This is a genomic window from Hymenobacter sp. 5516J-16 (assembly GCF_022919335.1).
Taxonomy (GTDB): domain Bacteria; phylum Bacteroidota; class Bacteroidia; order Cytophagales; family Hymenobacteraceae; genus Hymenobacter; species Hymenobacter sublimis.
Window position 1 is genome coordinate 47,005 of the sequence record NZ_CP095058.1, and the last position, 20,189, is coordinate 67,193.

25 protein-coding genes are annotated in these 20,189 nt (G+C 60.6%); 18 read left to right on the top strand and 7 right to left on the bottom strand.

What is annotated here, in order from left to right; all coding sequences use genetic code 11:
* The first annotated feature begins 12 nt into the window (after positions 1-12).
* Both MUN84_RS00220 and MUN84_RS00225 read left to right on the top strand, forming a co-directional pair.
* Positions 13-2,181, top strand: coding sequence for an SNF2 helicase associated domain-containing protein (locus MUN84_RS00220; RefSeq protein WP_244696129.1), 2,169 nt, complete (start codon positions 13-15; stop codon positions 2,179-2,181).
* Positions 2,100-3,398: a DEAD/DEAH box helicase gene (locus MUN84_RS00225; RefSeq protein ID WP_244696130.1), complete on the top strand. Its 1,299-nt coding sequence runs from the start codon at positions 2,100-2,102 to the stop codon at positions 3,396-3,398. Before MUN84_RS00220 ends, MUN84_RS00225 begins: the two co-directional genes overlap by 82 nt.
* 114 nt (positions 3,399-3,512) lie before the next feature.
* On the opposite strand, the gene MUN84_RS00230 is transcribed toward MUN84_RS00225, so the two are convergent.
* Positions 3,513-3,791 (bottom strand): DUF1877 family protein, encoded by a 279-nt coding sequence (locus MUN84_RS00230; protein ID WP_244696131.1) that lies wholly within the window; start codon positions 3,789-3,791, stop codon positions 3,513-3,515.
* A gap of 425 nt (positions 3,792-4,216) precedes the next feature.
* Here MUN84_RS00230 and MUN84_RS00235 point away from each other — a divergent pair, with 425 nt between their 5' ends.
* Positions 4,217-4,498: a hypothetical protein gene (locus tag MUN84_RS00235; RefSeq protein ID WP_244696132.1), complete on the top strand. Its 282-nt coding sequence runs from the start codon at positions 4,217-4,219 to the stop codon at positions 4,496-4,498.
* A gap of 194 nt (positions 4,499-4,692) precedes the next feature.
* Here MUN84_RS00235 and MUN84_RS00240 read toward each other — a convergent pair whose 3' ends face one another.
* The 5 genes from MUN84_RS00240 to MUN84_RS00260 all read right to left on the bottom strand — a co-directional run bounded on the left by MUN84_RS00240 (position 4,693) and on the right by MUN84_RS00260 (position 7,100).
* A complete protein-coding gene (locus MUN84_RS00240; RefSeq protein ID WP_244696133.1) occupies positions 4,693-5,064 on the bottom strand; it encodes an alpha/beta fold hydrolase in 372 nt (123 codons plus the stop codon).
* A 26-nt stretch (positions 5,065-5,090) separates the two neighbouring features.
* On the bottom strand, positions 5,091-5,759 hold the full coding sequence (locus tag MUN84_RS00245; protein WP_244696134.1) for an alpha/beta fold hydrolase: 669 nt from the start codon (positions 5,757-5,759) through the stop codon (positions 5,091-5,093).
* The gene (locus MUN84_RS00250) at positions 5,750-5,986 is read right to left on the bottom strand and encodes a hypothetical protein (protein WP_244696135.1); all 237 of its coding nucleotides are present in this window, start codon (positions 5,984-5,986) and stop codon (positions 5,750-5,752) included. Before MUN84_RS00250 ends, MUN84_RS00245 begins: the two co-directional genes overlap by 10 nt.
* A complete protein-coding gene (locus tag MUN84_RS00255; protein ID WP_244696136.1) occupies positions 5,962-6,312 on the bottom strand; it encodes a carboxypeptidase-like regulatory domain-containing protein in 351 nt (116 codons plus the stop codon). Before MUN84_RS00255 ends, MUN84_RS00250 begins: the two co-directional genes overlap by 25 nt.
* Before the next feature lie 149 nt (positions 6,313-6,461).
* Positions 6,462-7,100 (bottom strand): hypothetical protein, encoded by a 639-nt coding sequence (locus MUN84_RS00260; RefSeq protein WP_244696137.1) that lies wholly within the window; start codon positions 7,098-7,100, stop codon positions 6,462-6,464.
* A gap of 371 nt (positions 7,101-7,471) precedes the next feature.
* Between MUN84_RS00260 and MUN84_RS00265 the strand changes: the two genes are divergently transcribed.
* The 15 genes from MUN84_RS00265 to MUN84_RS00330 all read left to right on the top strand — a co-directional run bounded on the left by MUN84_RS00265 (position 7,472) and on the right by MUN84_RS00330 (position 19,898).
* Positions 7,472-8,407: a tetratricopeptide repeat protein gene (locus MUN84_RS00265; RefSeq protein ID WP_244696138.1), complete on the top strand. Its 936-nt coding sequence runs from the start codon at positions 7,472-7,474 to the stop codon at positions 8,405-8,407.
* A gap of 119 nt (positions 8,408-8,526) precedes the next feature.
* Positions 8,527-8,904, top strand: coding sequence for a tetratricopeptide repeat protein (locus MUN84_RS00270; protein ID WP_244696139.1), 378 nt, complete (start codon positions 8,527-8,529; stop codon positions 8,902-8,904).
* On the top strand, positions 8,898-9,275 hold the full coding sequence (locus MUN84_RS00275) for a tetratricopeptide repeat protein (RefSeq protein WP_244696140.1): 378 nt from the start codon (positions 8,898-8,900) through the stop codon (positions 9,273-9,275). The genes MUN84_RS00270 and MUN84_RS00275 overlap by 7 nt, the downstream gene beginning before the upstream one ends.
* On the top strand, positions 9,275-10,717 hold the full coding sequence (locus MUN84_RS00280; RefSeq protein WP_244696141.1) for a tetratricopeptide repeat protein: 1,443 nt from the start codon (positions 9,275-9,277) through the stop codon (positions 10,715-10,717). Before MUN84_RS00275 ends, MUN84_RS00280 begins: the two co-directional genes overlap by 1 nt.
* A gap of 311 nt (positions 10,718-11,028) precedes the next feature.
* Entirely contained in the window at positions 11,029-12,723 is a 1,695-nt protein-coding gene (locus MUN84_RS00285) for a hypothetical protein (RefSeq protein ID WP_244696142.1), read from the top strand.
* A 193-nt stretch (positions 12,724-12,916) separates the two neighbouring features.
* A complete protein-coding gene (locus MUN84_RS00290; protein WP_244696143.1) occupies positions 12,917-13,075 on the top strand; it encodes a hypothetical protein in 159 nt (52 codons plus the stop codon).
* Positions 13,054-14,163, top strand: coding sequence for an SPOR domain-containing protein (locus MUN84_RS00295; protein WP_244696144.1), 1,110 nt, complete (start codon positions 13,054-13,056; stop codon positions 14,161-14,163). Before MUN84_RS00290 ends, MUN84_RS00295 begins: the two co-directional genes overlap by 22 nt.
* A 111-nt stretch (positions 14,164-14,274) precedes the next feature.
* On the top strand, positions 14,275-14,556 hold the full coding sequence (locus tag MUN84_RS00300; protein ID WP_244696145.1) for a hypothetical protein: 282 nt from the start codon (positions 14,275-14,277) through the stop codon (positions 14,554-14,556).
* Entirely contained in the window at positions 14,556-15,008 is a 453-nt protein-coding gene (locus tag MUN84_RS00305) for a MotA/TolQ/ExbB proton channel family protein (RefSeq protein WP_244696146.1), read from the top strand. Before MUN84_RS00300 ends, MUN84_RS00305 begins: the two co-directional genes overlap by 1 nt.
* Before the next feature lie 116 nt (positions 15,009-15,124).
* Positions 15,125-15,535 (top strand): ExbD/TolR family protein, encoded by a 411-nt coding sequence (locus tag MUN84_RS00310; protein ID WP_244696147.1) that lies wholly within the window; start codon positions 15,125-15,127, stop codon positions 15,533-15,535.
* A gap of 165 nt (positions 15,536-15,700) precedes the next feature.
* Positions 15,701-16,591, top strand: a complete 891-nt coding sequence (locus MUN84_RS00315; protein ID WP_244696148.1) for a hypothetical protein — start codon at positions 15,701-15,703, stop codon at positions 16,589-16,591.
* Between the two features lie 205 nt (positions 16,592-16,796).
* Positions 16,797-17,531 (top strand): bifunctional folylpolyglutamate synthase/dihydrofolate synthase, encoded by a 735-nt coding sequence (locus MUN84_RS23330; RefSeq protein ID WP_317239049.1) that lies wholly within the window; start codon positions 16,797-16,799, stop codon positions 17,529-17,531.
* Positions 17,519-18,175, top strand: coding sequence for a glutamate ligase domain-containing protein (locus tag MUN84_RS23335; RefSeq protein ID WP_317239050.1), 657 nt, complete (start codon positions 17,519-17,521; stop codon positions 18,173-18,175). Before MUN84_RS23330 ends, MUN84_RS23335 begins: the two co-directional genes overlap by 13 nt.
* A gap of 56 nt (positions 18,176-18,231) precedes the next feature.
* Positions 18,232-18,906: a tRNA (guanosine(46)-N7)-methyltransferase TrmB gene (gene trmB / locus MUN84_RS00325; RefSeq protein WP_317239051.1), complete on the top strand. Its 675-nt coding sequence runs from the start codon at positions 18,232-18,234 to the stop codon at positions 18,904-18,906.
* 338 nt (positions 18,907-19,244) lie between these two features.
* Positions 19,245-19,898 (top strand): hypothetical protein, encoded by a 654-nt coding sequence (locus MUN84_RS00330; protein ID WP_244696149.1) that lies wholly within the window; start codon positions 19,245-19,247, stop codon positions 19,896-19,898.
* A gap of 145 nt (positions 19,899-20,043) precedes the next feature.
* On the opposite strand, the gene MUN84_RS22650 is transcribed toward MUN84_RS00330, so the two are convergent.
* The gene (locus tag MUN84_RS22650; RefSeq protein WP_262920602.1) at positions 20,044-20,166 is read right to left on the bottom strand and encodes a hypothetical protein; all 123 of its coding nucleotides are present in this window, start codon (positions 20,164-20,166) and stop codon (positions 20,044-20,046) included.
* Positions 20,167-20,189: the final 23 nt, after the last annotated feature.

The following is a 20,189-nucleotide window of genomic DNA, read 5'->3' on the forward strand; positions in this document are numbered from 1 at the left end:
ACCAGACGCGACGTGTCGCGTCTCTACACCGACCAACGAAGCGGGAGCAATGCCCAACATGCCGGAGCCTTCCTACGCCCATCAGTTCACGTTCCCCGGGGCAGCATTCCTGACCTAACCAGCGCCATCATTGAGCAACACGGCAGCGCCGATACGTTGCCCGAGAGCCGGGCGCTGAATACAGTGACGCCCGAGGACCTAACCGTAAACTACGGGAGGTTTGGCCTAGGCGGGGTAGGGACGGAGGTCGTGGTAACCCAAAACCAAGACTTGACAGTGCAATGCACTTGCGCGGCCCCGGCCGGGCGGTTGTGCGCGCACGAGGCCCTGGTGCTGCTGGCCCTGGTGCAGCGCCGGGAGCTACGGCTATTCTTTGATGCCCCGCTGCGCCAAAGCCGCCTGCGCACCGTGGCCCGCGACTACGGGCTAGACCAGCAGCCCAACCTAGATGAGCACTTCCAGCTAACCTACGCCGAGGGCCAGACCAGCATTACGCCCCGGCAGGCCGATTTGCTACCTCTTACGGCCGCCACCAAGCAGGAGCTGCTGCACCAGCTCCTGCCCGCCAAGCGGCAACTACCTCCGGCGGAGCCCGCCAGTGTGCGGGCCGTGCTGCTGACCCGGCACCGCTACTACGGCCACCTGACGCTCCAGCTCATCGAAGCCGAAACCACCGCCGCCGGCAAGCTCCGCAACCCCCTGACGGCGCTAAACCCGCTGGATGGCATCTGGAGCGTGTCGGACCCCGAGGTGCTCAAGTTTTACACCGGTCTGGCGCGCTTTCAGCACAACTACGAGGAGGAGCGCTCCGCCCAGGCCCTGGAGGCGTTGCGAGCGGTAGTGAAAAATCCGCTGGGGTTGCCCGTGTTTGCCCACCAGGCCGCCCAGGGCGAGAAGCCCACGGCCCAATCGGTGGCGCCGGTGCGGGTGCGCACGGCCCGGCTGGAGCTGCGCCTGCTGGTAACGGAACAGGGCGAATTCTACCGAGTGTCGGGCCAGCTTTCGGTGCTTGATCAGCTGCTGGATTTAAAGGACGTGACCATGCGCTACGACTACTTTGTGGCGGTGCACGAGGAGCTGTACCTGCTCGATGACCTGGACGTGTGGCGGGTGGTGGAGTTCTTTAAGAAGCGCAGCAATACGCTGCTGCTGCACCAAAGCAAGTTTGCGGAGTTTCAGCAGGATGTGCTGGCTGGCCTCGAAGACAAGCTGCACATTCACTACACCTACGTGCGGCCCGCCACGCGCCAGCAGCTGGCCCTAGGCGGCTACGAGCAGGAGCCCACGCCGCTGCTGTACCTTTCCGAAGCTGGCCCGCACGTGGAAATGCTGCCCGTGATGCGCTACGGTGAGCGGGAGGTGTCGGTGCTGTCGCGCAAGCAGCTGCAGGACATGGATGCGCTGGGCCAAACCTTCGCCGTGGCGCGCGACACCGCGGCGGAACTTCGGGTGCTGAAGGCCCTGATGCGGCACTACCCTCACTTCGAGGAGCAACTTCAGCTCGACGCCCTGTACGTGCCAAAAAAGCAGTTTCTGGACGAGGACTGGTTTCTGGAGGCCTTCGAGGACTGGCGCACCCAGGGCATTACCATTCTGGGCTTCAACCAGCTCAAGGGCAACCTCCTCAACCCGCACAAGGCCCAGATTACGGTGCAGGTGAGTCGGGAAACCAACTGGTTTGATACCGAGCTGCGCGTGCGCTTTGGCAAGCAGCAGGCTACCCTGCCCCAGCTCTACCAGGCCGTGCGCAACCAGCGCCGCTACGTCACCCTCGACGACGGAACCCGCGGCATCCTACCCCAGGAGTGGCTCGACAAGTTCACCCGCTATTTTGCCGCCGCGGAGGTGGTAGAAGACCAGCTGCGCACGCCCGCCGTCAACTTCGCGGCCGTGGAGGAGCTGTACCAGCCGGAGGAACTGACTGCCGAGGCTCGTGCCCAGCTCGCCGACTACCGCGCCGCCCTGGCCGATTTTGGCGGCATTCAGGATGCGCCCGTGCCCGCCGGGCTGCAGGCTACCCTGCGCGACTACCAGCGCCAGGGCCTGAACTGGCTGAATTTCCTGGATACCTTCCACTTCGGGGCTGTCTGGCCGATGACATGGGCCTGGGCAAAACGGTGCAAGTGCTGGCTTTCCTGCTGCTCCAGCGCGAGAAAGGGGAGCGGGCCACCAACTTGGTAGTAGTGCCTACCTCCCTGGTATTCAACTGGCAGGCCGAGGTAGCCAAATTCGCGCCCATGCTACGGGTGCACACCCTGCACGGGGCCAGCCGGACCAAGCACGCGGCGGAGTTTGACGGCTACGATATTGTGCTGACCACGTACGGCACGCTGGTGGCCGATGTGCGCGCCCTGCAGAGCTATGCCTTTAACTATGTCATTCTGGACGAGGCCCAGGCCATTAAAAACCCCGATTCCCAGCGCTATAAGGCAGCGCGCCGGCTGCAGGCCCGCAACCGGCTGGTGCTCACGGGTACGCCCCTGGAAAACAATACCTACGACATCTACGGGCTGCTCTCCTTTGCTTGTCCGGGCTTATTGGGCAGTCGGACCCACTTCAAAGCCCATTTTGCTACCCGTATCGATAAGTTCAAGGACGAGAGCCAGGCCCGGGCGCTCCAGCAGAAAATCCGGCCCTTCGTGCTGCGCCGCACCAAAGCCCAGGTAGCCCCCGAGCTGCCCGACAAAACCGAAATGGTGCTCTACTGCGACATGGGCCCCGAGCAGCGCCGGGTGTACGAGGCCTGCAAGGAAGACTACCGCAACCTGCTGCTGGGCCGCCGCGAGGATGTGCAGGGCAAGGACCACATGCACCTGCTCCAGGGCCTCACCCGCCTGCGCCAAATCTGCAACTCGCCGGCTCTGCTCCCCGACGGGCCCGGTTTTGGCGCGGCCTCGGCCAAGCTGGAAGTGCTGCTGGAGGAACTGCAGAACCACGCGCCCCAGCACAAAATCCTCATCTTCTCCCAGTTCGTGGGTATGCTCGACCTGATTCGACCCATGCTGGAAGCCCACGACATTCCTTACCAGCAGCTCACCGGCCAAACCCGCCACCGGGCGGCGGTGGTGCAGGAGTTTCAGCAGAACGAGCAGGTGCGCGTGTTTCTCATCAGCCTGAAAGCCGGCGGCACCGGCCTCAACCTCACCGAGGCCGACTACGTGTACTTGGTGGACCCCTGGTGGAACCCTGCCGTGGAAAACCAGGCCATTGACCGCGCCTACCGCATCGGGCAAACCAAGAAGGTAGTAGCCGTGCGCCTCATCTGCCCGCGCACCGTGGAAGAGAAAATCATGCAGCTTCAGGAGACCAAGCGCGAGCTGGCCCAGGACCTGATCCGCACCGATGCTGCCCTGCTGAAAACCCTCTCCAGGCAGGAACTGCTGGAGTTATTCGATTAGGCAACAGAGGGCCTATTAGGAAGCTCTTAAGTATTCAGTAGAAGTTTAGTTTGTAGAGAAAGCTACCCAAGTACCTCTGTTAGTAGTCTCAGCCACAAATTATTGTGTGACAATTTAGCCGATATGACACACGCAATAGTTATCCCCGGTACTGATGCGAATAAAGAAGCTCTTTAACAGCTGAAACTCGTTCAATATGTCCGGTGCATTATACAGCCCGCTCGGTTTATTGTCGCGGTTCCAAGCACCTGACGGATATACGCCTTCGCGGTTCATCTCCTCGGGATCAAACGCTTTTATGAATTCCTCATCGGTAACAGTAGATAGAAAATCTGCAATGGCTTTCACAATGGCAGGTGTATGATAGTAGATGCGGTCCTCTAACAGCATCATATAATGGTCACCATCGTTCTCCCAATCCACTTCACTGTAATCAAAATCCTCCCTAAGAACTCGTCAGGAGCAAAAATCTGCTCGGCTAGTTTAGCCGTGTAATGGTCACGGCCCTTAGCAAGGATGTAACTTACCCCTCGAAATGTCTTGTTAAATCCCTCACTATCTAGTGCGTCTGCTGGTCCATCGTAAGAGGCTGGGTTAGCTATAATTTGTTGGAAGCGTGGCGCGCCAATGGCGAAGAGAGAGGCAACTTGACCCATAATGACTTTTGCTTGATGTATTTGATGGCTGAACGTACACTAAGATTCATTTTCAAACATAGTTGAAATAATAACGGGTTGTTCAAGTGAAATGGGGTAGTGTTGCTGTCAAAGAAATCAGCAGTTTTACACTCTCTTCTTTTTCAGTTTCTACCCCATTCCATGCCCGAAGCCCCCACCATGCAAGTGCTCGACATTATCGTTATGTCGCCGAAGGAAACCTTTCTCGTAGGCCGGCTGGAAGGACCCATGAAGCCCGGGCTGTGGGAACTGCGGCTGAATGAGGAGGTAGTAGCTACCCTGGACATTACGGGTGAGGCGCAGATTGAAGCCGGCCGCAAAGGCAAGCTCCAGCCACCCCGCGTAGCCGTCAGCCGCACACCCGTGGAGAAAAGCCGCTTCGACTTCACCCGCGACGAAGTGACGCTGGTGCGCGTGGGGTAGGACTGGACTAAGGTGTGGACCGCAATGAAACCAAGCCGTCCTGCTAAGCCCCGCGAAGCATCTTTACCCCGTCGTTGTGGTGCCGTCAATTAGCCAGCGGTAGGGATGCTTCGATTCCACTCACCATGACACGGCTTTATGGGCTGGAAATAACTCTATTACCCACTGTTCACGCAGCCTGACCGGATGAGCAGCTAGCGTTGCAGGAAGCTCAGCACGGCCTTGTTGAACGCAGTTGGTACTTCCTGAGGAGCATAGTGTGAGGCCTTAGGAAAGATAATGAGCTTGCTCTGGGGTAGGGCTTTAGCCAGGGCTTGGGTGTGGGCTTCCAGAATCACATCGTGCTGACCGGCCATAACCAGCGTAGGCGCAGCTACCCTTCGGAGCTCGGCAAAGGTCATCTGCGGCTCTTGCAGCAGCAAGCGTAGCAGCCGTGCCCGATTGGGGTTAGGGACCTCAGCAAGTTGCTCCTGCTGGTGCTGCTTCCTGAGAAAAGCCAGAAAATCGGGCTCTATGGCCTCGGGCGTGGGGAAAAGGTTGGCACCCATGATGGCCAGGCGGCGCACGTAGGCAGGGTAGCGGAGCGCTAGTTTCAGGGCGGTGTTGCCCCGTCACTCCAGCCCAGAATGTCTACCTGACGCAGGCGGAGAGAGTCAAGTAGCTGCCGCACATCCTCGGCAAACAAGTCGTAGGTGAAGGCGGCCGTGGTGTAATCCAGGCTGCGGCCTTGGGCGCGGGTGTCTACCGCAATAACTTCGAAGTGCCGGGCCAGCTCGCCAATCTGCCGCTGAAACGCCGCAATGGATTGGCCGTTGCCGTGCAGCAGCAGGAGCGGAGTGCCCTTGCCGTACCGCTCGTAGTACAGCCTTCCGCGTTCTACGGCTACGTAGCGACCAGCCTGCGTATTCTCGCCGTAGCGTTGGGGGTTGGTCAGGCCTGGCATGGCATCGGCTGAGAGGTAGCGCAGATACCGCAGGCTGTCAGGTAGTTCATAGTCGGGAACTAGGGTAGCAGGGGTGGCTTTCCCGGTGCTGTAGGAGTCGGCGGTGAGGTAGAAGCTGAGGTAGCCAGGCTTGGTCTGTTGCCAGGCCGCCTGGCTTTTGCTGCGGGTGAGGATGCTGTGGCCCGGCGCCGGCACCGCCGAGACGCCAAAAGCCTTCGGGCTGCCTTCCTGGGCCTCGCTCTGCAGCCACTGGATGGTAACGGCTACCTCCCGCTGGCCCTGCAGCTGCACTTGGTAGGGCGCCAGATCTACCCGCACCCAGCCGCGGGCTGGGTCACGTCGAAGCGTACATCCTGCCGCAGCAGGGGCTGGTCGGGTAGGCCGGCTTTCACGCTGTACAGGTTCAGCCGGAACTTAACTGATTTGAACCGATTGAAGGCCACGTGCAGGTTAAAGTCACGCAGGCGGCAATCCTGGTCAATGCCAATGATGGTGCCCTGTTCTTTGGCCAGCGCGTCGCTCACCAAATCGGCCTCGGTGTACATGGCCGCCCCATGAGCGTGGAGCTACTGGTGCGGCCAAAGGTTTTGGTTTTGACCTTACCCGGCCGCACTGTTACGGCCGCCAGCCTGACGCCGCTGGGGTGCAGGCGCACTATCTGCCCGGCAGTCTGCAACGTAGCGGCGGGCACGGTAGCCGTTTGGTAGCCCACGCAGGAAATCAGCACGGGTTCAGTGAGGCTGGTGGGGGTAGTAAACTGAAAGCGCCCCTGCTCATCGGCCACCGTTCCAAGCGGTTTGCCCGCTACGCCCACCGAGGCAAACGGCACCGGCGCCTGGGTCTGCGCATCCAGCACGGTGCCTTGCAGCAAGGTTTGGGCAAGTAAACGGGGGTAGTAACTAGGCTTAGCAGGCAAATCAGACAGGTAAACAGACGCATGGAAAGTAGGGAGTTGGCTAAGGGAGCCGCCCAGTAGGCGGAAGGTTGCCTTCCCGCTGCTTGGATACCTACTACTTCAATTTAGTACCGCTCCGCCTTGCGCGCTGAACTCAATTCTAGTAGATATTCGCAGGCTTTGCGAAACTCATCCCGCTTATCCGGGCTGTGGCGAAACACCATGTGGTAGCCGTTGGCTTGGTGGGATTCGAATACCCAATAAGCCCCATCCGTTGCGGTAGATGACTCGCAAGGCGGCAATTGCTGAAAGCTACTCGTCGCTAGCAGCTGTTCAACCTGTTGCCACTGCCGCGGCGTAATAGAATGAATAGTCTCTAGCTGAGGTAGCGGCTCCGCTGGACGGTTATGTTCGGCTAGTTCGCGCTGCACCTTTGGGTCTTTGCGTTTTGCATCGAATTCCTGTTGTAATCGTGCAGTTTCAGCTTGCGAGGCGGTAGGTGGAACGAACAGAATTTGCTCAAGCCTGGGCGCTGTAGCCGATTTAGTGAGAAACTGGGTCCGTAACATGGCGCCGCCGGCCTGCTGAGTGAGCGTCAGCAGTACGGGCCGGTGGAAGGAGCGCAGCCACAGAAATCGATAGGTATCGTTGCCCAGGTAATAGTTCGACAATACTGGAGCCTTAAAGAAAAACAGGTTGGCCGAGGCAGAAGCCAACGCCATCTGACAGTAAGCGGTCTGCGAATACTGCATTTTATCCGTCAACTGATCAACAGAAGCTAAAGCTGCCGGAAAGTAAAATGTGGTGGAATCCCGGGGCCGGCCCTGAGCATCGGAAATGACGGGGTTTTGCGGGTAGGATGAAGTAGGAGCAGTAGGAGCAGAGGCTCCACCGAGGCAGAGGCCGGTAAGCCCAGCGAGCAAAGCAGAATAGAACCGTTGCATAGAGCTAGTAGAGAAATAGACTCCCCAAGCACGGTAGAATCCTCGGGTTTTCTACACCAAACCTACCCGGCACCGCGTTACCACCGGCAAAAAGCCCCCTTTCCGGGCAACCTCGGCCGAACTTTTCGCTACTTTTGGCTGATTCCCGGTGCCCTGGCGGCGCCGGCCTCCCTTGTGCGTAACGCTTTCTGATGAAACTATTCCCCCGCCTGGCGCTGGCCGCCTCCCTTTCCGCTGCCGCCCCCCTGGCCGCGCAGGCCCAGCAAACGCAGGTGTTCACCGCCGACGAACGCCACTACCAGGAAGGCCTCGAACTCTTTGACCGCGGCAAGTACGGCGCGGCCCAGCAAGCCTTCCAGCGCTACCTCGACCTCACCCAGCGCCGCACCGGCGAGCTGGCCCCCGGCCGCACCACCGATGCCGAGTACTACTATGCCGTATCGGGCCTGTACCTGTTCCACCCCGATTCGGAGTCGCGCATTCTGGCCTTCGCCACCAACAACCCGGCCCACCCCAAGGCTGCGCAGGCCTACTTCGAGCTGGGCAAGTTCTACTTCGATAAGAAGGACTACGTGAAGGCCATTGACTACCTGCAGAAGGTAGGGCCCGATAACCTCTCCGACGACCAGCGAGCCGAAGCCGAATTTAAGCTAGGCTACAGCTATTTTGCTCAAAAGGAATTTGACAAGGCCAAGCTGCAGTTCGACCGTAACAAGGCCGGGGCCAGCGAGTACCGCTACGCCAGTTCCTACTACGCCGGCTACCTGGCCTACCGCGCCGGCGACTACGCCGGGGCCCGCAAGGACCTGGCCGTAGCCGAGCAGAACGACGCCTACAAGCCCGTAGTGCCGGCCGTCATGTCGCAGATTTACTACAAGGAAGGTGACTACGACGGGCTGATTACCTACGGCACCCAGGCCCTGCAGCAGACCCCGCCACCCCAGAGCGCCGACGAAATTCAGCTGCTGGTGGGCGACGCCTACTACCAGAAGGAAGACTTCAAGCAGGCCGCCGAGTATTTCGATAAGTACGCCGCCGGCCGCAAGAGCATCGACCCCAAGGTGCAGTACAAAATTGGGTACGCCAACTTCAAGCAAGGCGACTTCAAGGGGCCATTGGCAGTCTGAAGGGGGTAGCAGCCCGCCGCGACTCCCTGGGCCAGAACGCGGCCTACCACCTGGGCCTGAGCTACCTGAAAACCAACCAGAAGCCCCTGGCGCTGAACTCCTTCGATGCGGCCCGTAAGGTGACGTTCGACAAAGTCATTACCGAAAACGCTACCCTGAAGTACGCTCAGGTAAACTACGAGCTAGGCAACACCCAGGAAGTTATTGCCGCCCTGCGCGACTTCCCGAAGCGCTTCCCCCGCTCCAAAAACCAGGCGGCCGCCGACGATATTCTGAGCGAGAGTTTCCTGAACTCTTCTGACTACGCCCAGGCCCTCAACTACCTCGATAACCTCGACGAGCGGAGTACCAAGCTCAACGCTACCTACCAGCGCGTGGCCTACCTGCAGGCCGCTACCCTCTACAACAACAACCGCTACCAGGACGCGCTGCCCGTACTCGACAAGAGCCTGAAGTACCCCAGGACGAGGCCCTGCGCGCCGCCGCTCAGGTGCTGAGGGGTGAAATCTACAGCTACGGCCAGCAGTACCAGCCCGCCATTACGGCCTACACGGCCGCCGCCCGCACGGCCCGCACCGGCTCGGCTTCCGAAACCGACTTCGACCAGAAGGCCCGCTACGGCCTGGGCTACGCTTACTACAACACCAAGCAGTACGACCGCGCCCGCCAGCAGTTCCAGGCCTGGCTCCAGGACGGCAGCGCCAAACCCGCCGACCCGAACTACTACGACGTGACCCTGCGCCTCGGCGACACCTACTACGTAGCCAAGCAGTACCAGCAGGCCCTCGACCAGTACAACAAAGTCATTCAGGCCAACGCCGCCGACAAGGACTACGCCTACTACCAGAAGAGCGTGACCTTGGGCTGATGGGCCGCCGCGAGGAAGCCAGCAGCACCCTGAGTACCCTGCTGAAAACCTCGCCTACTTCGCGCTACGCCGACGACGCGGTGTACCAGCAGGCCCAGCTCGACTTTGAGGCCGGTTCGTTCCAGCCCGCCGTGGAGGGTTTCTCCCGCCTGATTACCAACCGCCCCAACTCCCCCCTAATTCCGCAGGCCCTGCAGAAGCGCGGGGTGGCCTATCAGAACCTGGAGCAGCACGCTAAAGCTGCCGAGGACTTCAAGCGCGTGCTCAGCCAGTATCCGCGCACCAAGGCGGCCGGCAGCGCCATCTACAGTTTGCAGGAAAGCCTCTCGGCCCAGGGAAAAACCGAGGAGTTCGACCAGTACCTGGCCCAGTTTAAGCAGCAAAACCCCGACAGCAAAGCCACTGAAAGCGTGGAGTTTGAGGCAGCCAAGTCCTTGTACCTGGCGGAGAAGTATGCCCAGGCCATTCCGCGCCTGGAAACCTACCTGCAGCAATACCCCAGCACCACACTCTCGGCCGATGGCCGCTACTTCCTGGCTGATTCCTACCTGCGCACGGGCCGCAAAACCGACGCGCTGCCCCGCCTGAAAGCGGTGGTAGAGGAAGGCAAAAGTGAGTTTGTGAACCGGGCCGTGGGCCGGGTAGCTGACCTGGAGTTTGAAAACAAGAACTACCCCGAAGCGGCCCGTTACTACAGCCGTCTGCGCGAAGTATCCCAGAACAAGCGGGAGGTAGCCAACGCCGGCATCGGGCTAATGAAGAGCTACTACGAAACCGGCGACCTGGAAGGCACCCGCCGGGTAGCCCAGGAACTGCAGGCCCAAGGCGGCGCCTCGCTCAATGCCACCAACCTGGCCCTGCTCTACCTCGGCAAAGCCAGCTACAAAGCCGGCAGCCTGGAGCAGGCCATCGGGGAGCTAACTACCGCGGCCAACACGGCCAAGGATGAAAGCGGGGCCGAAGCCCAGTACCTCATTGCCAGCGCCCTCTACCAGCAGAAGAAGTACCCTGAAGCCCTGGACGCGGCCTACAAGAGCAATTCCGACTTCGCCAACTACGACCTGTGGCTGGGCCGGGCCTTCCTGCTGATTGCCGACGTGTACAAGGAGCAGAGCGAAATCTTCCAGGCCCGCGCCACGCTCAACTCCATCATCGACAACAAATTCCCAGTAGCCGAAATTGTGGAGGGTGCCAAGCAGCGCCTGGCCGCCCTGCCCGCCGACCCAGCCGCCACGCCGGCCCCGAGCGCCCCCAAAACGCCGCCGGCCAAAACCACGCCCAAAGCCACCACCCCGACCACCAAACCGGCTACCGGCAAAACCACCAGCAAGCCCGCCACCGGCAAAACGTCGGTGCGCAGCTCCCTGGTGCCGAGCGACGTGCAACCCACCGATTCAACGACCAACTCCACGGCTTCCCCCAGGAGGAATAGAACGATGTAGAGACGCGACACTTCGCGTCTTCTCCGTTGACCAACTACCACCTGTTATTCCGAACGCAGTGAGGAATCTGGGTAGAACGCAAGAAGCTAACCCAGATTCCTCACTGCGTTCGGAATGACAAAGTAAGTAACCTCAGCAACCACGGAACGCGAAGTATCGCGTCTCTACAGCGAGTCGATAGCTGCAGTAGTTCTGTAAGCTAGCAGGTGTAAAAGATTTAAAGTCAGAAAATAATAGGAGAGGAGGTGGTGAGCAAGGATGAACATCAGAACGTCAGCCAAGCCCCAAAGCCCCAAGTCCCAAGACCCTATATGAAGCACAAACTACTGGCCGCCGCGGCCCTACTGACGACCACCGTTCCGGCTACCGAAGCCTGGGCGCAGAAGACGCGCGGCAAGATTGAAGACGCCGAAATTGAGATTGTGAAGGAGCGGGTGAACGAGCTGCCCGAGGCCACCCGCAACTTCGAGAAGGTGAAGGTGGAAGCCCCGACCAAAACCACCGAGGCCGTCGGCTACACCTACCCCGACTTCCGTTTGCCAGCCGACAAACTCAACCCCTCGGTGCGGGTACTGACCATCCGGCAGGAGGAACTGGCCCCGCTCACGGGCAACTACCTCAAGGCCGCCATCGGTAACTACGGCACCGCCTACGGCCGGGCCTACCTGCACAACACCCGCTCCGAGTCGGCTTCCTACGGCCTCGACTTCCAGCACCTGTCGTCCTCCCGCGGCCCCATCGACAAGAAGAACTCCAGCCAGGCCCAGACTAGCTTGGGGCTGAACGGCGAAACCTACAGCGGCCCCGTGGCATTGGGCGCCAAGGTGGACCTGGGCCGGGAGCGGTACAACTTCTATGGCTACAACCGCAACGTAGCCGATTTGCCCACCCAGGATAGCATCAAGCAAGTATTCAAGCGCGCGGCCCTAAAGGTGTACGCCCGCAACCGCGCCCAGGACGCCGCCTTTCAGTACGACCTCGGCCTGGGCTTCAACTACTGGAGCGACTACTACCAGGCCCGGGAAAGCAACGTGTACGCCACCCTGCGCTCCGGCTACCGCCTCGGCGAAAGCAGCCGCGTGAGCATCAACGGCGACGTGTCATTTATTTCCCACAAGGATTCGCTGACAGTGAGCCGGCCTTTCGTGCAGGTTACCCCGGCTTACGAGGTGACCTTCAATCGATTGGCGTTGTCGGTGGGCGCTACCCTGGGCTACACTGGCGACACCATTGGCCGAGCCCGGCAGTTCAACGCCTACCCAGCCGTGCGCGCCGCCTACACCGTAACCGAGGACAAGTTCGTGGCTTTTGCCGGCCTGGGTGGCGCCATCCAGCGCGTGACCATGTACGATTTGACCACCGAAAACCCTTGGCTGGCGCCCAACGTGCGGGTAGCCGACACCCGCCGCGGGCCTACCCTGTACTTCGGCTTCAATGCTACTCCGGCCCGGGCCCTGCAAGTGAATGCTCGCGTAACCCTGGCCAACGACCGGAACCTGTACTTCTACAACAACTCCCGCCGCGACTCCAGCAAGTTCGACCTCGTGTACGACCCCAAGGCGACCCAGCTGGTGAACGTGCACGGCGAAATTATCTATAATGCCGCCGAACAATTTCGCCTCGGTTTCAAGGCCGATTACAACGGCTATAACGTGAAAACCCTGGCCAAGGCCTTTCACCGCCCGGCCTTTCAGTCGGTGCTATTCGGTACGTATAACCTCTACGATAAGCTGCTGTTGGGAGGCGAATTGTACACCTACAGCTCCAGCTACGGAACAGGTTTGGTTAACGCATCCCGGATTGATCCAGGCTTCTCGCCCAAGATTCGGGCACCCCGTCCGACGGACGCCGTTATCGACCTGAATCTGCGCGCTGATTACCGCATTATGGAAAATCTGTCCATATTTGCTCTGGGCAACAACCTCATCGGCAAGAAGTACGAGCGGTTCCTGAACTACCCTGTGAAAGGAATCAACGTGCTGGCCGGCGTGACCTACGACTTTTAATTTGACCCTGATCTAATGCGGCAAGGCACCTCTAATCACCTGTCATCCTGAGCCCAGCGAAGGACCTTATCATGCCAGAACTAGTGACGTAACCACGTTCAATTCTGCTGGATAAGGTCCTTTGCTGTACTCAGCATGAGGGATGGTTGCTGTTTCGTTTAGCCTGCCAGCACATTTCTTACGTACCCACCGAATGCTTTCTGACCATATCCGCACCTTGCTCCGGGACCATGACTGCGTCATCATCCCCGATTTCGGCGGCCTGATTGCCGACTATGCGCCCGCCCAGATTCATCCGGTGCGGCATACGCTGGCCCGCCGGCCAAGCGCGTGGCCTTCAACCAGTCCCTAACCCGCAACGACGGCTTGCTGGTTGATGCCCTGAGCCGGACGCTGAACGTGAGTACGGCCCAGGCCCGCCAGCTGGTACGCGAAGCCGTGGTACGTATGGAGCAAGAGCTGGAAAATGGCCTGCGCACGGAGCTAGGCGGAGTAGGAATATTCCGGCGGGCCCCGGGCCGCGGCCTGGAATTTGAATACACGGGCGGGCAAAACCTGCTCAGCGCCAGCTTTGGCCTACCTGAACTGGTTTCGCGGCCCGTGCGCGCGACGGACGCCTTGCTGGCCCGCGAGCGGCCCGCGCCGGCCCCGCTGCTAGCCTCGGCCCGGTCGGGGCGGGCGGTCCGGGTGCTGCGCACCCTGGGCATGGTAAGCATTGCCGGGCTGGTGCTGTCGGCCAACTATATCTTCGCCGATATGTTCGGCTACCTGCCCGACAACCTACGCCTTACGGCCTTGTCGGGTAGCGCTGCGGAGGCCCCGGCGGTTAATCCGGCCCCGCAGCCCACGCAGCGGCAGCAGGCGGCCCTTGCCGATCCATCTTCAGAACTGGCTGCTACTCCCACGCCGCGCCTGAATGCTCCGGTTTCTGCCGCCACCGAAGACGAGTGGAACAATGCCGCTAGCGCGCCCTCAACTGCCAAGGCGGTGGTGGTCAAGCCTGCTGCTAAACCCGTAGTGGTGGCCAAGCCGGTGGTCCACGCAACTGTGCCAGCCGCCGCGCCCAAGTCAGCGGCGCCAGTAGCTGCTACCCCTGTGCAAACGGTGAAAGGTAAAGCGGCCAAACCCGCCAAGGCCAAGGCGCCGGGCTGGGAAAAAGCAGCCGCTACCAATGCAACCGCCGGAGCCTCTTCCGCGACAATTAAAAGCCGTACGGGCCGTTACTACATCGTGGCAGGCTCCTACACCAGCTTGGCCAACGCCGAGAAAGGCCGCCAGGCGCTGGTGCGCCTGGGCCACCCGGCCCGCGTAATTCTGCCCGCGCCCGGCAGCCGCCAGTTCATGCTATCCGTGGCCGACTACCCCGACCGGGCTTCGGCCGACCGCCAGGCTAGCATCCTGCGCAAGCGCATGGGCGACCTGTGGATTAAAAACTACTAAGCCCAAACTTGACTCACTAAATTGAAATTTTGAATAGCTAAAGCGCTCAGGCAAAGCCAACTAAGGCCTGTGTGTTTTAGCTATTCTTTTGCTTCTCACCTTATCCCACGCATGACGCACCTGCTCTCCCTGCTGCTGCAACTCCAGGTTGGCAGCGACGCGGCTCCCGCCGCTTCGCCCGCCGCGGCCGACTCGGCTGCTACCGCAGCCAACGCGGCGGCCAATGCCGCGCCCGGCCTCTCGCTCATCGACCTGATTCTGGCCGGGGGCTGGATTATGGTGCCACTGTTTCTGCTGTTCTTCGTCTCTGTGTACATCATTCTGGAGCGCTACCTGACCATCCGAAAGGCTGGCGCCGTGCCAGAGTCGTTTATGCCCGGCATTCGGGGCTGATGGTGAAGGGAGATTTGCAGGGCGCCAAAATGCTGTGCGCCCAGAACCCCACGCCGCTGGCCCGCATGATTGAGAAGGGCATCCGCCGCATTGGTTTACCCCTAAAGGAGATTGAAACCAGCGTGGAAAACGTGGGGAAGATTGAAATTGCCCGCCTCGAGAAGAACATCAACGTACTGGGGATTGTGGCCGGTATTGCGCCCATGCTCGGTTTCGTGGGTACCATCATCGGCGTAATCAAAATCTTCTACGCCATCAGCTCCACTGGCGACTTCGGCATTGCTCAGATTTCGGGCGGTCTGTACACCAAAATGGTGACCTCGGCGGCCGGCCTGATCGTGGGTATCATCGCCCACATCGGCTACCACTGGCTCAGCATTATGGTGGAGCGCATGGTCTTCCGCATGGAGAACTCGGCCATCGAGTTCATGGATATTCTTCAGGACAACTAAAGGTGAAATTGTGAACTTGTGAAATGGTGAGTTTGACGTTCTGTACGCCCACTTCAAGCTAGTCCATCAATAGACTCACACCATTTCACAAGTTCGCAACTTCACAACCTCACCGCATGGACCTCAGCCGGCGCCGCAAGGTTTCCTCCCACGTCGAGACCAGCTCGATGAACGACATCATGTTCTTCTTGATGCTGTTCTTCCTGATTGTGTCGACGATGGTGAACCCCAACGTTATCAAACTCATGCTGCCCAACGCTCGCTCGGGCAAGCAGGCAATGAAGCAGCCCATCACGGTTTCCGTAGACGCAGCTGGTGCCTACTTCATTGACCGCCAGAATATTACCCCCGATCAGCTGGAGCCCGAACTGGCCCGCCGCGTGCAGGGCCTGGAAAGCCCCACGGCTGTACTGCGCGTGGATGCTTCGCTGAACGTGCAAAAGCTGGTGGATATTCTGGAAATAGGCAACCGCCTCAAGATTAAGATGGTAATGGCTACCCAGGCCCAGCAAGCCTCGGGTAAGTAAGCCACCGCCCCAACCAGCGGCGCGTGAACCAGCGGAACTAGTTCGGCCGTTACCTGTAGCAAGACAAGCGCCCCGTCTGCCGTTTTTCGGAGCGGGGCGTATTGATTACCAGAAGTGGCCTGCCGGCGGTTAGCGGCGGGGTCGTTTCCTTAAAAGACAAGTCCCATGGCAACCGAATATCGGGAAGAGCACCGCCGGGAGGCCCTCTTGGGCACGGTGATGATTAATGCGGCCCTGGCCGCTCTGTTCTTCTTTACCGTGTTCAAAGGCCCCGATCCGCCCCTGGATGAGCTGGCCGGCGGCGACGGAGTAGAGTTGAACTACGGGGTAGATGAGGTAGGCTCCGGCGACATCCAGAGCCAGGCTCCCGCCAACGAGTCGCAGAACCGGGAGGATAGCCGCCCGCCGGCCGCCCAACCCGACCCCACGCCGCCCCAACCCGTCGCCCAGCCCGACCCCACGCCGCCCACTGAGGAGCGGGTAGTAACTAGCGAGGCCGAGGAAAGCCCCGTGACGGTGCCACCCGTGAAAAAGGTAGCCGAGGCGCCCAAGGAAGAAGTAAAGCCCGAGCCTCCGCGCCCGAAAGTGGACCAGCGGGCCGTGTTCACACCCCGCGCCAACCGCGCCGACGGCGGCGGCAACGGGGTGAACGGCACCAGCAACGCCCCCACCGGCAACAACAACGGCGACAACCCCGGTACCATGGGCGACAAAGGCGACCCGCGCGGCACCTACGGCGGCACCGCGTACTCCGGCGAGCCGGGCAAGGGCGGCCGCGGCACCAGCCCCGGCAGCGGCGGCCTGGAAATGGCGGGCTGGGCCGTAGTCAGCAAGCCGAATCCGCAGTTCCTGGACAACAACTCCGGCTTCGTACGCTTCAAAATTAAGATTAACGCCGATGGCGAGGTGGAGTCGGTAACCAAAGTATCGGGCAACGTAACGCCGGCCCAGGAGAAGGTCTGCCGCGATGCCCTGGAAAATGTAGAGTTCCGCCGCACCAGCTCGGCGGAGGGCGGGGCCACTGGCTTCTATACGTTCCGCTTTACGGTACAATAACTTTGTCATTCAGCGCATTCTGTGCATCAAGCAGAGACGAAGAAGCTGGATTTATCACAAGAGGCTAATCCAGATTCCTCGCTTCACTCGAAATGACAACCGAAAGCGCCGCCCTACTAGCTAGGGCGGCGCTTTTTGCATTATTCAGTAGGAACGCAAAGCAGGCGTAGGCGCTTACCTTTGCCCGTTGTAATCCTCGTTTCCCATGACCTACCAGCAAACCCTCGACTACCTTTACCAGCAGTTGCCCATGTTTCAGCGGGTAGGGGAAGCGGGGTACAAGCCGGGGCTGGAGCGTACCGAGGCCCTGGCCGCGGCCATGGGCAACCCTGAACGTACGTTCAGGAGCGTGCATGTGGCGGGCACCAACGGCAAAGGCAGCTCCTCGAACCTGCTGGCGGCGGTGCTCCAGGCCGCTGGCTACAAAGTGGGCCTCTACACCTCGCCCCACCTCAAGGAATTCACGGAGCGCATCAAAGTAAACGGCCAGGACTTGGCGCCCGACTACCTCGTAGCCTGGGTGGAGCGCTGGCGCGGCTACTTTGAGGAGGTGCAGCCCTCGTTCTTTGAAATGTGCGTGGCCCTGGCTTTCAGTTACTTCGCCGAGCAGCAGGTGGACATTGCCGTGGTGGAGGTAGGCCTGGGCGGGCGCCTGGATTCCACCAACATCATCCGGCCCCTGGTTTCTTTGATAACCAACATCAGCTTCGACCACCAGAATTTGCTGGGCAACACGCTACCCCAGATTGCGGGTGAAAAAGCTGGTATCATCAAGCCCGGCGTGCCGGCCATCATCAGCCAGACCCAGCCCGAAGTAGCTCCGGTATTTGAGCAGAAAGCCCGGCAGGAAGGCGCCCCGCTGCTGTTTGCCGACGCCCACTACCGCGCTGAGCTGCTGCATGAGGCTACCCCGAGGACGACACGCAAGTGCTACACCTAACGCGCGATACTACACCTTACCTCGAAAATGTCGACTTGGCCCTGGTGGGCGACTACCAGCGCCTGAACCTGCCCGGTGTGCTGGCCGTGCTGGACGAGCTGCGCCGGCAGGGCTTCGTAATACCGGAAGCGGCCGTGCGCGAGGGTCTGCGGAACGTGCGCCGCCTCACCGGCTTCCGGGGCCGCTGGACGATTCTGGGGCGCCAACCGCTGGTAGTCTGCGACACGGGACACAACGAGGCGGGGATAAGCTTTATCACCGGGCAGCTGGCGCGGCTCCCGTACCGGCAGTTGCACTTCGTGTTGGGAGTGGTCAATGATAAGGACGTCAGCAAAATGCTGAGCCTGCTACCCCAGGATGCCACCTATTACTTCTGCCAAGCCAGTATCCCGCGGGCGTTACCCGCCGGGGAGGTAGCCGAGCGAGCCGCCGCCGCGGGGCTGCACGGCCAAGCCTACGGGCCGGTATCGGCCGCCGTAGCTGCCGCCCGGGCCGCGGCCGAGCCCGATGATGTGGTCTTCATTGGGGTAGTACCTTTGTGGTGGCCGAAATCGAGGAGCTGTAAGCTCTCATTCCGACCGGAGGGAGGAACCTGGGTTAGCCTCTTCTGCTGGCACCCAGATTCCTCCCTCCGGTCGGAATGACAATCCTACTTTACTTCCGCCAACTCACCATTTCACTATTTCACCATCTCACCATTTTGAGTCGAGTAAAACTGAAGCGCTTCGCTGATAACGCGGAGCGCCCCGACGTAGTAGAACCCGGTAAAGCAACCTATCAGCAGCTCGGCGGGCGCTGGCAAACCGAGTTCTTCCGCAACCCGAACCCCATTACGCTGGAAGTGGGCTGCGGCAAGGGCGAGTACACCGTGGGGCTGGCCGAGCGCTACCCCGAGCGCAACTTTATGGGCCTCGACATCAAGGGCGAGCGAATCTGGCGGGGCAGCACCCGCGCCGAAGCCCTCGGCCTAACCAACGTGGGGTTTCTACGCACCCGCGCCCACGACCTGCTCACCCACTTCGCGCCCAGTGAATTGCACGAAATCTGGATAACCTTCCCCGATCCGCGCCCCCGCGACCGGGACATCAAGCGTCGCCTCACGGCCCCGCGCTTTCTCGACCTCTACCAGCAAATCTTGCGCCCTGGTGGGCTGGTGCACCTCAAAACCGATAACGAGGGCTTGTTCGACTTCACCCTGGAAACCCTGCAACAGCGGCCCGGCGCTACCATGCTGGCCCACACCAAAGATTTGTACGCCACCCCGAACTGCTCCCGCACGCCGAGGACATCCAGACCACCTTCGAGCGTAAGTACCGCACGCTCGGAGTGCCTATCAAATACCTGCAGTTTCAGCTCAGCTAGGGTCGGTGTCTAGAAGTCGAGAAAGGTACTCTGTGCCTTTTAGAACGTCATGCTGAGCCCCACGAAGCATCTCTACCACTTCGTTGTTGTGCCATTAGTTAGTCAGAGGTAGAGATGCTTCGCGGGGCTCAGCATGACGTTCTGTTTACTTAGGGGCCAAACCGCCTAGGTTACGGCCCGTGGGTGGCGGGGTAGGAGAACAGCGCAAAATCTCTAGCTTCGCTCAATGACTCCTGTTTCCATTCCCGATACCCTACCACTGTTTCCGGAGCTGGACCGCCGGCTCGTGGAAGTGCTGCGTAGTCTTGCCCCGCCGATTGGGAGAAACCCACCCTGGCGCCCGCCTGGACGGTGCGCGACGTGGCCCTGCACCTGCTGGATGGCAGCCTGCGCAGCCTGTCCATGCTGCGCGACGGGCACTTCGCCGGCCCTGGTCCGGCCAGCGGGGAATACGCCGATGTGGTGCGCTACCTCAACGGGCTGAATACCTCCTGGGTAAGCGCCGGGCAGCGCCTGAGTCCGGCGGTACTGACGTGGCTGCTGGAGCTGGTAGGACCCGCTTACAACGACTTCCTGGCATCCCTGGACCCAGCAGCGCCGGCCACGTTTGCCGTGGCCTGGGCCGGCGAGGCAGAATCGACCAACCAGTTTCACGTCGCCCGCGAGTACACCGAAAAGTGGCACCATCAGCAGCAAATCCGGCAGGCGGTAGGGCAGGAGGCGCCGCTGTTTAGCCCGGAGCTTTACCGGCCGTTTCTGGCTACTTGTTTACAGGCCTTGCCCTATCACTACCGTGCAGTAGTAGCCCCGGAAGGCACGGCTGTGCGCTTCCGAGTGACGGGTGAGGGTGGGGATACGTGGTTTCTGCTTCGAGCTGAGGGCGGCTGGGTGCTGGGGCAAAACTACGAGGGCGGTCCGGTGGCCGCTGCTGTTGAGCTGCCCGGTCAGGTAGCGTGGCGGCTGTTTACCAACAGCCTACCCCCAATGAAGCCGCCACCTGCCTGAGGTTTCAGGGCCCCACTCACCTAACGGCCCCCGTGTATTCCTTACTGACGGTTATGGCCTAGCTGCTGGCGGCACAGCCCCCACAAAAAGCGGGGCACCTTCCTGCTTCGGAAAGGGCCCCGCTTTACTACCTCAGTAGGGGTAGTTAGTCTTCTAGCTGCTCAAATACGGCTTCCATTTCGTCGAAGTCGCGCAGGCCGGGCTTGATTTCGTCGCCGCCCTGCAGCACGATGCCCGCCAGATTCAGCGCCTCCACGTAGTCGCGCAAACTATCCGGGGCAAAGCCTGCGC

Coding starts and splice junctions, on each gene's coding strand:
- MUN84_RS00225 (WP_244696130.1), top strand. CDS start 2,100: ATGGGCCTGGGCAAAACGGTGCAAGTGCTGGCTTTCCTGCTGCTCCAG.
- MUN84_RS00230 (WP_244696131.1), bottom strand. CDS start 3,791: ATGATGCTGTTAGAGGACCGCATCTACTATCATACACCTGCCATTGTG.
- MUN84_RS00235 (WP_244696132.1), top strand. CDS start 4,217: ATGCCCGAAGCCCCCACCATGCAAGTGCTCGACATTATCGTTATGTCG.
- MUN84_RS00250 (WP_244696135.1), bottom strand. CDS start 5,986: ATGTACACCGAGGCCGATTTGGTGAGCGACGCGCTGGCCAAAGAACAG.
- MUN84_RS00265 (WP_244696138.1), top strand. CDS start 7,472: ATGAAACTATTCCCCCGCCTGGCGCTGGCCGCCTCCCTTTCCGCTGCC.
- MUN84_RS00280 (WP_244696141.1), top strand. CDS start 9,275: ATGGGCCGCCGCGAGGAAGCCAGCAGCACCCTGAGTACCCTGCTGAAA.
- MUN84_RS00285 (WP_244696142.1), top strand. CDS start 11,029: ATGAAGCACAAACTACTGGCCGCCGCGGCCCTACTGACGACCACCGTT.
- MUN84_RS00290 (WP_244696143.1), top strand. CDS start 12,917: ATGCTTTCTGACCATATCCGCACCTTGCTCCGGGACCATGACTGCGTC.
- MUN84_RS00300 (WP_244696145.1), top strand. CDS start 14,275: ATGACGCACCTGCTCTCCCTGCTGCTGCAACTCCAGGTTGGCAGCGAC.
- MUN84_RS00305 (WP_244696146.1), top strand. CDS start 14,556: ATGGTGAAGGGAGATTTGCAGGGCGCCAAAATGCTGTGCGCCCAGAAC.
- MUN84_RS00310 (WP_244696147.1), top strand. CDS start 15,125: ATGGACCTCAGCCGGCGCCGCAAGGTTTCCTCCCACGTCGAGACCAGC.
- MUN84_RS00315 (WP_244696148.1), top strand. CDS start 15,701: ATGGCAACCGAATATCGGGAAGAGCACCGCCGGGAGGCCCTCTTGGGC.
- MUN84_RS23330 (WP_317239049.1), top strand. CDS start 16,797: ATGACCTACCAGCAAACCCTCGACTACCTTTACCAGCAGTTGCCCATG.